Raw genomic sequence first — 15,772 nt, forward strand, 5'->3', positions numbered from 1 at the left:
AATATTGTATTCATATGCTATTAGAATCATCTTTTTGAATCCAATTGACTTTCCTATCCCACATCCTCTAGGCTAATAAATGAAAATGATAATCTTTATCAATTGGAGGAGTGTTTTATTATGTCCATCAAAACCGTTTCTAAAAATCAGCAATTTTTAGAGCAGCAAAGTCAAAGAGAATCTAATGCAAGGTCTTACCCGAGACGGTTCCCATTAGCCATGCAAAAAGCCGAGGGTATGATCGTGACAGATGCAGATGGCAGAGAGTTTTATGACTGTCTGGCAGGTGCAGGAACACTTGCACTTGGTCACAATCATCCGGTTGTTATAGAAGCTATTGAACGTATGCTTCATGAAAAAAGACCATTGCATACGTTGGACATAACCTCAGAAATAAAAGAAGAATTTGTGAGTGAGATTTTTTCACACCTGCCCGAAGAGTTTGCAAAGAGAGCAAAAATTCAATTTTGTGGACCAACTGGCGGTGATGCCATAGAAGCAGCTATTAAATTAGTCAAGACAGCGACAGGAAATCGTTCCATTCTTTCCTTCCACGGTGCCTATCACGGGGCGACACATGGCACGATGTCATTAAGCGGTAATTTATCTCCAAAGGAAAGAGTGCAAGGGTTAATACCAGATGTGCATTTCCTGCCTTATCCATATGAATATCGCTGCCCATTCGGAATTGGCGGTAAAAATTCACACCGCATTTCCAGTTCTTATATCGAGCGTGTATTAAATGATCCTGAAAGTGGTATTCTTCCGCCAGCAGCTATGATCTTTGAAGCAGTGCAAGGTGAGGGAGGCTCAATTCCAGCATCTATTGAATGGATACAAGAAATGAGAAGAATCACAAAAGAAAAAGGCATTCCGCTTATTATCGATGAGGTTCAATCAGGCATTGGCCGAACAGGTAAGATGTTTGCCTTTGAACATGCGGGAATTGTGCCAGACGTCATTGTATTATCAAAAGCAATTGGTGGAAGCCTTCCGCTCTCAGTTGTCATTTATGATCAAGACTTGGATCAATGGAATCCTGGTGCACACATTGGTACATTCAGAGGAAATCAAATGGCGATGGCTGCAGGAACCGCTACGCTTAAATTTATAAAAGAAACCAATTTGCTTGATCATGTAGATCAGTTAGGTGATCGCATGCAGGCTTATCTAAAAGACATTCAAAAACACGTACCAGCTATCGGTGATGTTCGAGGAAGAGGATTAATGATTGGTGTTGAAATCGTCGATCCAAATGAGAAGCAGGATGTGGATGGCAGCTATCCAGCCAATCCAGAGCTAGCCAGTCTCATTCAAAAGAATTGCTTCGATAAAGGCTTAATTGTAGAGACAGGAGGCCGTTTCGGAAGCGTGGTTCGATTCTTACCGCCATTGATCATGACGGAGGAGCAGCTTGAACAAGTTATCGCTATTTTTAAAGAGGCCGTTTACGATGCAATCAACTAAGTCTTCTGTTGATTCATTATTTATCAATCAAAGCCAGCTTGGAAGAGAGTCCTTCCAAGCGGCTCTTCATACATCTATCGACAGCTTACTGGATCAGTGGCAAAAAGACAAAGGCCCATACAGTGGAATATTGCCTGGGAAATTAACGGATAGTGTCGAATCGTTATTTCAGTTTCAACCATCTGGAGAATCAATTGAATCTGTCTTTCAAGATATTAAACAGCACCTTTTACCGCATTTGGTTGATGTATCGCACCCTAAATGCTTGGCACATTTGCATTGCCCGCCGCTCATTCCTGCACTTGCTGCAGAAGTGATGGTGAGCTCATTTAACCAATCAATGGATTCCTTCGATCAAAGTGGTATTGCTTCTTTGGTTGAGGAGGAAATCCTAAAGTGGCTGTGTGCAAAGTTTTCTTATGGAGACCTGGCAGATGGGACATTTACGAGCGGTGGAACCCAATCTAACTATATGGGGCTGCTTCTTGCGAGAGATGCATTTTGTGAAAATAAATGGCAATGGAATGTTCAGCAGAAAGGCTTACCAAGTGAAGCTCACCGCATGAGAATTCTTTGTTCTAAAAATGCCCACTTCACTGTGAAAAAGTCTGCATCCCAGCTAGGCTTAGGGGAGCAGGCAGTCGTTCTAGTAGAGACGGATGAGCATCACCGAATGGACCTCAAGGATTTGCAGAAGAAGCTTGTTGAGTTAAAGGAGCAGGATCTTCTGCCATTTGCGATAGTGGCGACTTGCGGGACAACTGATTTTGGCAGTATTGACCCAGTTCGAGATGTATATGACATCGTCAAACCATACGGTCTATGGATTCATGCAGATGCTGCCTATGGTGGAGCGCTTGTATTAAGTGAAACCTACCGAGATAAATTAGATGGTGTTGAGCTTGCTGATTCAATCACGATCGACTTTCATAAACAATTTTATCAGCCGATCTCTTGCGGGGCATTTTTGCTGAAGGATAAAAGACATTTTGGCTTGATCAATTATCATGCAGATTATCTCAATCCAAAAGAAGATGAACTGGATGGAATACTACATCTCGTCAATAAATCTGTCCAAACGACGCGTCGATTTGATGCACTGAAATTGCTTCTGTCCCTTCGGATGATTGGAGAAGAAGGGTTCGGTGAGATCATTGACCACACCATTCAATTTGCAAAGAATGTAGCTGCGCTGATTGATAGAAATGATCACCTTGAAGTAATCAATCCTGAGCCAGAAATCAATGCAGTTGTGTTTCGATTTAAGGATGATCATCAAGCAGATGACATCAATAAAATCATCCATCGAACGTTATTCAAATCAGGAACTGCTGTCATTGCGAAAACAATGGTAGATGGTCATACATGCTTAAAATTCACTTTGTTAAATCCGAGAACGACAATGGCACATATTAAGGAAATCCTTTCTGACATCGTTGATATCGGGATCGCTCATATTCAATCCGGGAGGGTACTACGTTGAGTCAATATAAACAAATGGCTGAAAATGCAACTATGCAAAGCTTTTTAAACTGTTTTTTACGTGAAACAGGAATCGATCGATCTGCAAAAAAAGAGACAAAAGCAGACGGTTCGCTTGTATTCGTGGCAAAACTAGCAAAGCAAGATCTTGAGCTTGTGATTCCGATTCGATATTTTTCATCTGTAGGCCGTCATCTCTTTGATTTTCCGATTCGCTTTCGTCCCGGCGGCAGTGAACAAGAGGGAACGATCGTTGATTACATGACACTTGTTGCTTTATGTTCAAAGGAGCTTCTCATTGAATATGGCCGCACAGATGCAGAGGATGAATTCATGCTTCGCATCATTTTAAGCTGCCGTAATATTGAAAGATTCTTAAAGGAGAGAGAAAGTGATCGAGCAGCTCTATCTCAAGCTGATTTTGAGTATATCGAGGCTGAGCAGTCACTTCTCCTTGGACATTTAACGCATCCTACACCAAAAAGTAGACAAGGGATGACAGAAGAGGAGGAAGCCGTCTATTCTCCTGAGCTGAAAGGGGCTTTCCAGCTTCATTACTTTAAAGCACACCATTCGATTGTGCTTCAGGATTCATCTATTTCACAGTCGGCGGCAAGCTTGATGTTAGAAGAGCTTTCGCTTCAGTTACCTGAAGAAACAGAGAGGCTGAATACTTTAACAGAAAACGGACAATATGTGCTCATTCCGATTCATCCACTGCAAGTCAAAGTGGTCATGGAGAAGGCGTTCGTGAAGCGTTATATAGAGGAGGGGAAACTAACTTATTTAGGACCGATGGGAGCTGAATATACAGCGACCTCATCCTTTAGAACGGTCTATCAAAAAGATTCTGCTTACATGCTCAAATTCTCTGTTCCTGTGAAAATTACGAACTCTTTACGCATCAATAAACAAAAGGAACTGGATCGCGGAGTTGAGATGTCCCGCATCTTAAAAACAGAATTAGGCGTTTCTTTATACGATCAATTCTCTGGATTCCGTGTGATTGAAGATCCTGCATATCTATCCATTCAAGGAGTTGAGGCGGAATCTGGATTTGAAGTGGTGATTCGTCAAAATCCATTTTTGCATCGTGAAAAAGGCGCAAGTTTAATTGCTGGCTTATGTCAGGATCATGCGTACGGAGGAAAATCAAGATTAGCAGGCATTATTCATGAGCTTGCAGACGCAGAAGGCCGGTCAACAGAAGCGGTCAGCCAAGATTGGTTTAAACGATATTTATCCATTTCGTTAGAACCGATGCTCTGGCTGTTTGAAACGTATGGCCTTGCACTGGAGGCCCATCAGCAAAATGCGGTCGTGCAAATGAAGGATGGTTATCCAGACACCTTCTATTATCGTGACAACCAAGGCTACTATTATAGTGAATCGAAAAAGAATAAGCTGGCCAACCTTGTCCAAAACTTAAGCGTGAGAAGTGAAACCATCTGTGCGGATGATGTAGCCGTTGAGAGACTTCGTTATTATTTCTTCTTTAATCATTTATTCGGTCTAATTAACGGTTTTGGCACAGAAGGACTAGCAAAGGAAGAAGATTTGCTGGCGCTTGTGAGAGATACATTGCTCGTTCATGAGGAGACATATGGAGCATCTGATCTGACAAACAGCCTTCTCCGCTCAAAGGAGCTGCCTTCAAAAGCGAATTTACTGACACGTTTTGAAGATATGGATGAGCTGACAGGGTCACTGGAAACACAATCTCGTTATACGGCTGTCTTGAATCCGCTCTTTTTACATAAGGAGGCGCTGATTGGATGAGGCATCGTATTAGCTTTATTCGTGCTGAATATGAAAGGGACGTCCAGCTTGTCCATAAGTGGATGCAGGAAGAGTACGTTCACCCATTTTGGCATTTGAATATTCCGTTTCCCGCTTTTGAAAAACATTTTTATCAGGCCATACATGATCCGCATCAAACTCTTTATTTAGGAACGATTGACGGGACGCCAATGAGTTATTTTGAGGCGTACAACGTCAAAGGAGATGTCATTGAATCCTACTATGAGCCTTCTCCGCACGATCAAGGAGTCCATCTGTTAATAGGTGAGCCGGATTATGTGGGAAAAGGATTTGCTGCTCCGCTCCTTCAGGCAATGACAGCATTTCAATTTGAGCAGAACAAACGAACAGAAAAAATCGTTGCTGAGCCAGATATTCGCAATGAAAAAATGATTCATGTATTTGAAAAATGCGGTTTCGAACGTGTAAAACCAGTCATTTTACCGGATAAAACAGGTCTTTTGATGTTTTGTGATCGAGAACGATTCGAAAGGAAGTATAACCATGACGCGGTTCAACAAGCAAAATAATGTAGTGGATGTAATTGGGATCGGCATTGGCCCGTTTAACCTAGGGCTTGCCGCATTATCTGAAGAGGTAAATGAAATCGACGCTTTGTTTTTTGAAAGAAGTGAAGCCTTTCACTGGCATCCAGGTATGCTTATTGAAGGGACGACACTGCAAGTCCCATTTTTAGCGGACCTTGTCAGCATGGCAGATGTGAAAAGCAAATATAGCTTTCTCAACTATTTGCAGGAGCAAAACCGTTTGTATTCATTTTACTTTCTAGAGGACTTCCATATTCCGCGAAAGGAATACAGTCATTATTGCCGCTGGGTCGCTGACCAGTTAGACTCTTGCCGATTTGGCATGAACGTCGAATCTGTCTCATTGATCGAAAAGGCAGGGGAAAAGCGATATGAAGTGCATGTCCGTCATGTGGGGGATCAAGCCGTAGAGGTGTTTGAAAGCAAGCATCTCGTTCTAGGCATTGGTACGCAGCCGGCGATACCAGCATCGCTTCAGCCGGCATTAGGAGAGAAAGTCTTTCATTCGGCAGATTATTTAAAACGAAAGAAAGAAGGCTGTTTTAAAGGAAAATCTGTGACAGTCATTGGTTCTGGTCAAAGTGCGGCAGAAGTGTTTTATGACATTTTATCAGATGATGAGGCAAAGGATATTCATTGGTTTACGCGGTCTAAAGGGTTTTTCCCAATGGAATATTCAAATCTTGGACTTGAGTATTTCTCTCCAGACTATATTGATTTCTTTTATGAGCTTCCGCAAACAAAAAAGGATACGCTGCTAAAACAGCAAGACTTGCTGTATAAAGGCATCAGTTCTGCGATGATTCGTGATATTTATCATTTGCTTTATGAACGTTCTGCCTGCGGAAAGCAGCTGAACACAGTGCTTCAAGCCATGACAGAAGTTAACTTGATTGAGGAAACAGCGAGCGGCTTGTCACTTTCATGCACGCAATGGGTCAAGGAAGAATCCTTTACCCATGAGACGGATATTGTCGTTTTGGCGACTGGCTACCAATCGGTACTGCCGCCATTTATCAACCCAATTTCTCATCACATTCAATGGGATGATCAAGGACGTTTCCAGGTCGAGCGTGAGTATCGTTTGAAAACAAACACAATGGGTGAAAATGATATTTTCGTTCAAAATGCAGAGCTTCATACACATGGGGTCGGCGCGCCAGATTTGGGACTAGGGGCTTATCGAAACAGTGTGATCATCAATGAACTTGCTCGTCAAACCGTGTATCCACTTTATCAAAAACACGTCTTCCAGACATTTGGTACACACAAGAATGCACACACATTTGAAGAAATCAAAGGTTAAGGAGGATGAAGCGATGAATGTACAAGATGAATTAAAAAAAGCGGTGAATCCTGCTGCTTGGAAAAAGGCAAATCAGCGAATGGTGGCAAAAATGCTGTCTGAATACATGTATGAGGACATGCTTCATCCTGTAGAACTGGATAGTAAGGATGGCATTGCTCAGTATGAATTAATCATTCACGAACATAAGAAATATCGCTATCTTGCAAAACCCCGGTTGTTTGATAGTTTTGATACAATCGCTGAATCAATCGAGTGCTGCCAAGATGGAAAATGGTCAAAGGATATCAGTGCCATAGTGTTTTTACTAGACATTCAGCCAATCATTCCAATGTCTTCTGAGACAACAGGCCATCTCATCAAAGAGCTTCATCATACTTTGTTAGCAGATGTCCATTTGCTGTCGAAAAAAGCACTTCGTGCGGACGAACTAACAGATACTGATTATGCATGGATTGAAGGAGAAATGACAGGCCATCCTTGGATTGTGTATAACAAAGGGCGCATAGGATTCAGCTATGATGATTACTTAGCCTATGCACCAGAACGGCAAGAATGTGTGCAGCTGTCTTGGATAGCTGTACACAGGGAGCTTGCGACATTCCATGCAGTCGACCATGAAAACTATGAGCAGGTGATCGCCAAAGAATTAGATGAAGTCACGATTCGTCAATTTCAGCGCGTGTTAAAGGATGAAGGATTGAATGCGGCTGATTATTATATGATGCCTGTTCATAAATGGCAGTGGACACATATGATCATACAGCATTTCCCTGAAGATTTGGCCCTGCGCCGGATTGTGTATTTGGGAGAGGGGCTGGATCAATATATTCCGCAGCAATCCATTAGAACCTTTACGAACATTTCAAGTAAAGGCAAGCACCATATTAAACTGCCAATGAGTATTTTAAATACGCTTGTGTACCGTGGGCTTCCATCAGAACGTACAGTGATTGCCCCGCGCATTACAGCGCATATTAAAGGGATTGCAGATCAAGACCCATTTTTATCTGATGTCTGCCGCGTCATTTTACCAGGGGAGAATGCAAGTATCAATGTCGATCATCCATACTACAGCAAGCTGCCTGGTGCACCGTATCAATATCTAGAGATGCTCGGTGTTATTTTTAGAGAAAGCATTTATACGTACTTAGATGAAGGGGAGAGCCCTGTTACACTTGCGGCACTTACTTATGAGGATCATGAAGGTGAGCCGTATATCAAACAGCTGATTGAAAAGTCAGGTCTCTCAGCAAAAGAATGGATGGCGACATTTTTCCATGTCGTGATGCCGCCGCTGCTGCACTTTATGTATCAATATGGCACAGTCTTTTCACCACATGGGCAAAATACGATTCTTGTATTAAAAAATCATCAGCCGCATCGATTGGCGATAAAAGATTTCGTTGATGATGTAAATATAAGTGATCAGCCGCTGCCTGAATTAGCTTCACTAGAAGAAGATTTAAAAGAAGTGCTGCGCAGTGAGCCGCCAGAAGGTTTAGTGCAATTTATCTTTACAGGACTGTTTATTTGCAACCTGCGTTATGTATCCAACGTGTTAGACAATCACGATCTGTTAGATGAAACGACACTTTGGCGTTTGCTTGCTGAAGAAATTCAGCAGTATCAAAATCAATTTCCACAGCTGAAAGATCGTTTTGCTTTATTTGATTTATTCCAGCCTCAGCTGACGAAGCTTTGCTTAAACCGTAATCGCATGATTGATTATGGTTATGGAGATGGAGATGACCGCCCGCATGCATCAGAGCATGGAAAGGTCACGAATGCACTTGCACAAGTTCTCTCATCTGTAGGCGAAAAGTAAAAAGGAAAAGCTGTAGACTCATATTGTCTACAGCTTTTTGGTTTTTTAAGAAAATGCCTGTGAGGCCAAAAAATAGAGAAGCGCAGGATCATTTTGTTTTTCGTTTCCACGAATCATCATAAAATGCGCTGCGTTTGTTTTCGTAAATCCTGCTTCTATCAGTGATGTGTGAAGACGTTCAGCCGTTTCTTCCTGCATATCTAAACGAATCGCACCTGGATAAGACGAGATAAGTGATTGAATGAGCGCGAGCGCCGTTTGTTCATCGTTTGCTGCAAGCGGTCCAATCAGTAGATTAGCTGGGGTTTCGACGCCAAAGGCAAAACCGATTGTTTCATGATGCTCATTCTGTGCAATCAGCCGGAACGAGGCTCGTTCCATTCGCTTTTTTAAAAAGCTCGATCGATTGGTCCCTGCGCCTTTTTCGTCAAGTGCTTCAATAGACGGAAGATGAGTTTCATCAGCGGGAGAAAGATGAATCTTATCTGACATTTGAAGCGCTAAAGGATTTGTTTTTTGTGCTTTGTATGTATGAATGAAGCCTATAGTGTGAAAGCCGATCTTTTCATAAACGGGCCGTCCTTGAACAGTAGCCGTTAAAACGACTGGGGCACTTTGATCACTTTGACGGAGCAAGGTGTCAATCATTTTACGTGCAAGACCTAAACCGCGATGTGTTTCAGAAACAATAACTGCACCAATTGAAGCCACTTTGTCATATTGGAAAATTCCAGCACACGAGATAACTTGTCCAGTAGCTGTTGTAAAACCTGTAAAAGACCCATTCGTTAAAAGAGATGTGAGCTCTTCCGCATTGTAATCAGGCCAATTGACCTCTTTTGACAAAGCCATAAGGTCTGGTATGTCATCAAGTGTTAAAGATCGTTGAATAACGTCTGCCAATTCACGCAACTCCTTCTTAGCTGATTTCTCTATATGTATCGTACCATAAGAATGCATAAGAAAAAGGAAAAGGGAGATCCTTTTCCTTTTATATTGTTTAATAATTGAGGTCACGGTTGTATTCATATTCAAAGGTAAGCCGCAAGTTTTTAATCGACACGACGCCTACTTTAATTAATCGTCCACCGATAAACTGAGGAAACTCTATCGCGTTGAAAGAAACAAAAAAGCGGTCTTTGGCCGGTACCTGACTTGTTTTATAGGAAGAGATGTCGACCTTTTGTCCTTTCCAAGGTACATTTACTGTCCCGCCTTTTAAGGAAGAAACGGTGAAGACATAACTGTGTGCGTTTGTAACGCCTTTATCAGCCTCTAATGAAAGTCCAGTCACGACAGCATCCTGAGGTAAGCTGCTTAAATCAAAATTAGAATTTGGAGAACCGGCTTCATTTAAACTATTGAGTGTGGGAGGCGATCCGTATCGTTTTAGGGTTTCTTTTTCAATACTTTTGTTAAACACAATGCGGTACTTTTTATCTTCTTCATTTAATAATTGTTTAGGTTTTACAGCTAAGTAGTAATCCGTACTGGCAGCGATTTTTGGCATATGAATGATTTCGTTTTCATTGTATGTCCGCACAGAGGAAGATACAAGGGTCCCGTTCTTATCATAAAGATAGAGATCAAAATCATTTCCCGATTTCACATTCACGAGTTTAATAGAAAAGCGGCCATCAGCTCCAAAAAATTTAGAGTTGGTAAAATGGTGAAAATCGATATCATTCATAGAAGAAATACTTCCCTCATGATATAAATAAGATTTATTCAGATAAAGAGAAGGTTCTATGAGCTGAGCTTTTTCCATCGTATCATTGTTGGCATAATCACTGTCTGGATAAAGGTGCTCCAATTCCTCTGTATAGTTTTTCGTTTGTTTCGTAGATGCTTCACTTGCTTGTGCAGGTGATTGAAAGAGAGGGGTGGCAATGAAGAGACCGGTGGTGAGCAGTAAAATCCCGATTTTCTTTTTGAACATAACAAACATCTCCTTATCAGTCATTTGTTTTCATTCATATTATCGGTTAATAATTGTAAATATTGATATATATTCCATTTTTCTATTGAAAAAGAACCTCCAATCACGGAGGTTCTAGTTTTAATGAACATTAAAATATCTAGCTTCAGGGTGAGAAACAACGATTGCTGAAACAGATGCTTCAGGTTCCATCATGAATCCTTCTGTCAGATGGATGCCGATTTTTTCAGGCTGAAGCAGCTTGAACAGCTTTTCTTGGTCTTCAAGATTTGGACACGCTGGATAACCAAAGGAATAGCGCTGCCCTTGATATTTCGCCTGGAATCGTTTTTCCATTGTGAAATCGACTGGGTCAGGGAAGCCCCATTTGTCACGGATTACTTGGTGGGTTCTTTCAGCTAATCCTTCTGCAAGCTCAAGTGCAAGAGCTTGGACAGCATGCATTTTTAAGTAATCACCTTCTTGCTTGAATTGCTGCGCGACTTCACGAATACGTGCGCCCGCTGTGACAGCAAATAAGGCAATATAATCTTTTTCCTTTTCGTCACTCTTCCGCACATAATCAGAAATGGAGCGGTATGGAAGCTTTTCTTGTCTTGGAAATTGGAACGTTTCTATGATGCGGTTAGATGCTTCGGGATCATAAATATGCAAATCATTTCCGTGTGAACTGGCAGGAAAGAATTGATACACAAATGCAGGCGCAAACCAGTCCTTCTCTCTGCCTTCCTGAAGAAGGTCTGTGACAAGCTGTTTTAATTCCAATGCTTTTGGATGCTGTTCGGCCAATAGCTTTTTGACCTTTCCTTTTAAGCCGAGATGATGGCCAATCAGCATTTGCTCATTTACATAAGGCATAATATGATGCAAATCAATGTCTTTTACATAATGGCGTGCTGTATTTTCTGGTGTAAATATTGGCGCCTGCGGAAGTGCCGCACGTTTTTCTAGTAATTCAATGACAGCTTTCGGCTGCTTCACTTCCTTCTCCTTGAAAGCTGCTGCCGGCTCCTCTAGCGGCTTTGTTTGAAATTGAAGAGGGTTTGCTTTTAACTCATTGGCTAATGACAGACCGTCCATGGCATCTTTGGCATAAAGAACAGGTCCATCGTAATGAGGCGAAATTTTCATGTTCGTAAATTTACGAGAAAGGGCAGCACCACCAACCAAAATAGGAACGGAAATATTGGCTTTTTGTAAATCCTGAGCGGTTAATACCATTTGCTGTGCGGACTTCACTAGTAAGCCTGATAACCCAATCATATCTGGTTTTTCTTTTTGCACAGCTTCGATCAATGTTTGAGGTGTCACTTTAATGCCGAGATCGACCACTTGAAAGCCATTATTGCTCAAAATGATGTCGACAAGGTTTTTCCCGATATCATGAACATCTCCTTTTACGGTCGCAAGTAGAATTTTCCCTTTTCCGCTTGCATGCTGCTTTTCCATATATTGCTCAAGGTACGAAACAGATGCTTTCATGACCTCTGCCGATTGAAGCACTTCGGCGACTATCAGTTCATTTTGATTAAAAAGGCGTCCAACCTCAGCCATTCCCTGCATTAACGGACCATTGATGATGTGAAGCGGCGATTCAAATTGTTCTAAAGCAATAGCTAGATCATCGATGAGACCTTCTTTCGTTCCTTCGACGACGTAGAGCGCCAGCCTTTCATCAAGTGATAAGGAGACTTTTGGTTTTTTCTCCGTTTTCTTTTTGCCGCGGTAAAATTGGGTGAATTCAGCAAGGGCTTGGTCATTTGTTTCATAAAGCAAGGTTTCAGCTAGTTTGATTTCATCCTTTGGAATGGATGCGAAGCGCTCAAGCTTTTCTGTATTCACGATGGCGTAGTCAAGTCCTGCTTGGACGCAGTGATACAAATAGACGGCGTTTAAGATTTCTCTGCCAACAGGCGGAAGTCCGAAAGACACGTTGCTAATACCTAAAATAGTGAGGCACTCAGGCAGGGTTTCCTTGATCATTTTGATGCCTTTAATTGTTTCTTCTGCGGCGCCAATATATTGCTCGTCTCCTGTGCCTACTGGAAAGACAAGCGGATCAAAAATGATGTCACTTGCCGGAATTCCATACTTCTTTGTTAACAGATCGTGAGAACGTACAGCAATCTCTAGCTTTCGTTCCGCTGTCACGGCCATTCCTATTTCGTCAATCGTACCAACAACAATTGCACCGCCATATAGCTTCACAAGTGGGAGAATCTCTTCAAAGCGTTCCAAGCCATCCTCAAGGTTGATGGAATTGATGATGGCTTTCCCTTGGGAATACGTGAGTGCCTTTTCAATGACGTGTTTATCCGTTGAATCAATGACAAAAGGGGCTTTGACCTTTTTCATAGCTTCTTGTAAAAAGCCTTCCATGTCTGCTGCCTCATCACGGTCTGGATCGGCTAGACACACATCAATAACGTGAGCGCCATTTTTCACCTGGGCACGAGCGATTTCTGCTGCTTCTTCAAACTTTTGTTCCGCAATGAGCCGTTTGAATTTGCGAGAACCAATGACATTGGTCCGTTCGCCTACAAAAAGAGGACGCATCGAATCTTCATAGATAAGAGGCTCAATTCCTGATACGGTATGCTGCGACGATTCGCGAGTGATATGACGCGGCTGAAGCGTGCGTACTTCATCTGACAATGCTTGAATATGTGCGGGTGTCGTTCCGCAGCAGCCACCGACGATATTTAACCAGCCTTCCTTAGCGAAGGCAGCAATTTTTTTAGCAAGAGAAGCAGGGGATTCATGATAGTGGCCTTCTTCATCTGGAAGACCAGCATTCGGATAGCAGCTAACCGCTGACTTTGCGATGGAGGAGAGCGTGCGGATATGGTCTGTCATAAATTCTGGACCTGTCGCACAGTTCAGGCCAACACTAATTGGCTTCATATGCTCAAGAGAGATATAAAAGGCTTCAATATCCTGACCGGCAAGGGTTGTACCCATCGGTTCAATGGTACCTGATACCATAAGTGGTAATTGAATGCCGGTCGTTTGAAAGGCTTCCTGAATACCTTTAAATCCAGCTTTTACATTCAGCATGTCTTGGCTTGTTTCTAAAAGAAGGGCATCACATTGTCCGTCGATTAGAGCGCGGGCTTGTTCTTCATAGTTTCTGACAAGCTCACTGAAGGTTGTGCCGCCTGTTACAGATAATGTTTTCGTTGTTGGACCCATTGCGCCTACAACAAAACGAGGCTGCTCCGGTGTGGAAAAACGGTCAGCTTCAGCCTTCGCCAGCTGTGCAGCTCGTACATTGAGTTCATAGGCAAGATGACCAAGCCCGTATTCATCAAGGACGAGCTTTGTAGCACCAAACGTATTTGTTTCAATGAGATCGGCACTAGCCTCAAGGTATTCCCTATGGATCGCGCGGATGATGTGAGGGGCTGTCACATTCAAATACTCGTTACAGCCCTCATATTCTTCTCCGCCAAAGTCTTCTGCTGTCAGATTGGCATTTTGAATCATTGTGCCCATCGCACCATCAAGGACGAGGATGCGTTTTTTGAGCTGTTCAGTGATAGTTGACATGGACGTTAGACTCCTTTTCTTTCTGATGGATGTAGGTGGTCAGTTCTGCTGTTAAATCTGATCGAAGGAAAGGAGTAATTAAATAAATGCCATTAAACAATTCGCAGGCTGTATCTAATAAAGAGCGGGCAATCGCTAAGCCTTCTGCTCGTTGCTTTTCTTTATCCTCGCCAGCTTTAGCCATAATGTCACGAATGGAATCAGATAATTTGATGCCTGGAATTTCATGATGAATAAACTCTGCATTTCGACTGCTTGTTAACGGCATAATGCCGATATAAATCGGTTTATCCAAATGGCGGCTCTCCTCATGAATTTTCACAAGCTGTTCCTCAGAATAAACAGGCTGGGAGATAAAATAATCAGCGCCATATTCGATCTTTTTCTCAAGACGTTTGACCGCTTTATCAATATGGCGCACATTCGGGTTAAACGCGCCAGCTACTGAGAAATTAGTCTTTTTGCCAAGGGGCTTTCCTGAGAAAGAAAGACCTTCATTAAACTGTTTGATGAGACGAATCAAATCAAAGGAGGTTAAATCATATACAGATGTTGCACCTGGGAAGTCTCCAATTTTAGATGGATCGCCAGTGATCGCTAAAATATCGGTTAATCCAAGAGTATCGAGTCCCATCAAATGAGATTGAAGCCCTATCAAATTACGATCACGGCATGTGATATGGACAAGAGAACGCATATCAAGCTGCTGCTTTAATAATGCGCCGCAAGCTACATTACTAATACGCGGGGTGGCAAGAGAATTATCGGCTAACGTCAACGCATCAATGCCTGCACTTTTTAATTCATTTGCAGCGACGAGAAATTTTTCGAAATTCAGCTTCTTCGGCGGATCAAGCTCTACGATAATTGACCGTTTTTTCACAGCCAGCTCATCAAGACCCGGTTCAGTGCGCTTGTCTTGAATTGAAATGATTTCTTCTTTAAACACTTTCACTTCTTTTTCAGTGATCGGTGCTAAATCTTTGACCGCTTCAGCCATTGCGCTAATGTGCTGAGGTGTTGTTCCGCAGCAGCCACCGATAATGCGTGCGCCCTGATTTCTAAATTCAAGTGCACTTTTTCGGAAATAATCGTTATCTGTATCATAGACGAGTCTGCCTTCTTCAAGAGAGGGGAGACTGCTGTTCGGATAGACAGATAAATATGAATTTTCTAAAATCGGAACACCTTCGAGTGCCTGAATCATGTGATATGGGCCCAGCCTGCAGTTGATGCCGACGACATCTGCACCGAGAGAGGATAATTCCGTTAAACCATCTTTCAGCGGGGTGCCATCCTGTAAAACGCCTTGTTCATGCATGGAGACGTTCAAGACAATCGGAAGAGACGTTTCTTTGCGTGCAATTTGAAGAACCGCTTTCGCTTCTTCTATGTCATAATACGTTTCAAGTAATAATCCGTCAGGCTCTTCATTTAATAGGATGTAAAGCTGCTCTCTAAAGCTTCGTTTGATCTCTTCTATAGAGTAGGCATTTTTGTTAAACGTTCGAATGCCGCCGATCGTCCCGAGTACATAAGCGGAGCCTGCGGCTGCTTTTGCGATTTGTACAGCCTTTGTATTGATGCGTTTCGCATCTTCCTCTAAACCGTAGCGTGATAGTTTAATATAATTTGCACCATATGTGTTCGTTTGAATGATGTCAGCACCAGCCTGCACATATGCCTCGTGCACGCGCTTCACTTCATCTTCTTTCGATAAATTTAATTCTTCAAAGCAGCGGTCAATGCCGTAAGAATATAAAAGTGTTCCCATTGCTCCGTCAGCAATCAGTACGCGGTTTTGTAAGTCTTGTAATAGGCCCATTGTATTCCTCCTTATTTCTATGTAACAA

At 42.4% G+C, this 15,772-nt stretch carries 10 protein-coding genes; 6 read left to right on the top strand and 4 right to left on the bottom strand.

Features of this window, described 5'->3' with window-relative positions; all coding sequences use genetic code 11:
- Positions 1-120: 120 nt before the first annotated feature.
- The 6 genes from AKG37_RS15075 to AKG37_RS15100 are packed head-to-tail and all read left to right on the top strand — an operon-like array spanning position 121 to position 8,431.
- A complete protein-coding gene (locus AKG37_RS15075; RefSeq protein ID WP_060699548.1) occupies positions 121-1,467 on the top strand; it encodes an aspartate aminotransferase family protein in 1,347 nt (448 codons plus the stop codon).
- Positions 1,454-2,950: a pyridoxal phosphate-dependent decarboxylase family protein gene (locus tag AKG37_RS15080; RefSeq protein WP_060699549.1), complete on the top strand. Its 1,497-nt coding sequence runs from the start codon at positions 1,454-1,456 to the stop codon at positions 2,948-2,950. The genes AKG37_RS15075 and AKG37_RS15080 overlap by 14 nt, the downstream gene beginning before the upstream one ends.
- On the top strand, positions 2,947-4,728 hold the full coding sequence (locus tag AKG37_RS15085; protein ID WP_060699550.1) for an IucA/IucC family protein: 1,782 nt from the start codon (positions 2,947-2,949) through the stop codon (positions 4,726-4,728). Before AKG37_RS15080 ends, AKG37_RS15085 begins: the two co-directional genes overlap by 4 nt.
- A complete protein-coding gene (locus AKG37_RS15090) occupies positions 4,725-5,279 on the top strand; it encodes a GNAT family N-acetyltransferase (protein ID WP_060699551.1) in 555 nt (184 codons plus the stop codon). The genes AKG37_RS15085 and AKG37_RS15090 overlap by 4 nt, the downstream gene beginning before the upstream one ends.
- On the top strand, positions 5,254-6,603 hold the full coding sequence (locus AKG37_RS15095; RefSeq protein ID WP_060699552.1) for a lysine N(6)-hydroxylase/L-ornithine N(5)-oxygenase family protein: 1,350 nt from the start codon (positions 5,254-5,256) through the stop codon (positions 6,601-6,603). The genes AKG37_RS15090 and AKG37_RS15095 overlap by 26 nt, the downstream gene beginning before the upstream one ends.
- A 13-nt stretch (positions 6,604-6,616) precedes the next feature.
- Entirely contained in the window at positions 6,617-8,431 is a 1,815-nt protein-coding gene (locus AKG37_RS15100) for an IucA/IucC family protein (RefSeq protein WP_060699553.1), read from the top strand.
- A gap of 45 nt (positions 8,432-8,476) precedes the next feature.
- Here the strand turns inward: AKG37_RS15100 and AKG37_RS15105 are convergent, their stop codons facing one another.
- The 4 genes from AKG37_RS15105 to AKG37_RS15120 form a co-directional block, all read right to left on the bottom strand.
- Positions 8,477-9,334, bottom strand: a complete 858-nt coding sequence (locus tag AKG37_RS15105; RefSeq protein ID WP_060699554.1) for a GNAT family N-acetyltransferase — start codon at positions 9,332-9,334, stop codon at positions 8,477-8,479.
- A gap of 97 nt (positions 9,335-9,431) precedes the next feature.
- Entirely contained in the window at positions 9,432-10,370 is a 939-nt protein-coding gene (locus AKG37_RS15110; RefSeq protein ID WP_060699555.1) for a hypothetical protein, read from the bottom strand.
- A 120-nt stretch (positions 10,371-10,490) separates the two neighbouring features.
- Complete coding sequence (gene metH / locus AKG37_RS15115) at positions 10,491-13,919, bottom strand: methionine synthase (protein ID WP_060699556.1); 3,429 nt, start codon at positions 13,917-13,919, stop codon at positions 10,491-10,493.
- Positions 13,903-15,744, bottom strand: a complete 1,842-nt coding sequence (locus AKG37_RS15120) for a bifunctional homocysteine S-methyltransferase/methylenetetrahydrofolate reductase (RefSeq protein ID WP_060699557.1) — start codon at positions 15,742-15,744, stop codon at positions 13,903-13,905. The genes metH and AKG37_RS15120 overlap by 17 nt, the downstream gene beginning before the upstream one ends.
- Positions 15,745-15,772 lie beyond the last annotated feature (28 nt).

Source organism: Bacillus australimaris, from assembly GCF_001307105.1.
Classification (GTDB): domain Bacteria; phylum Bacillota; class Bacilli; order Bacillales; family Bacillaceae; genus Bacillus; species Bacillus australimaris.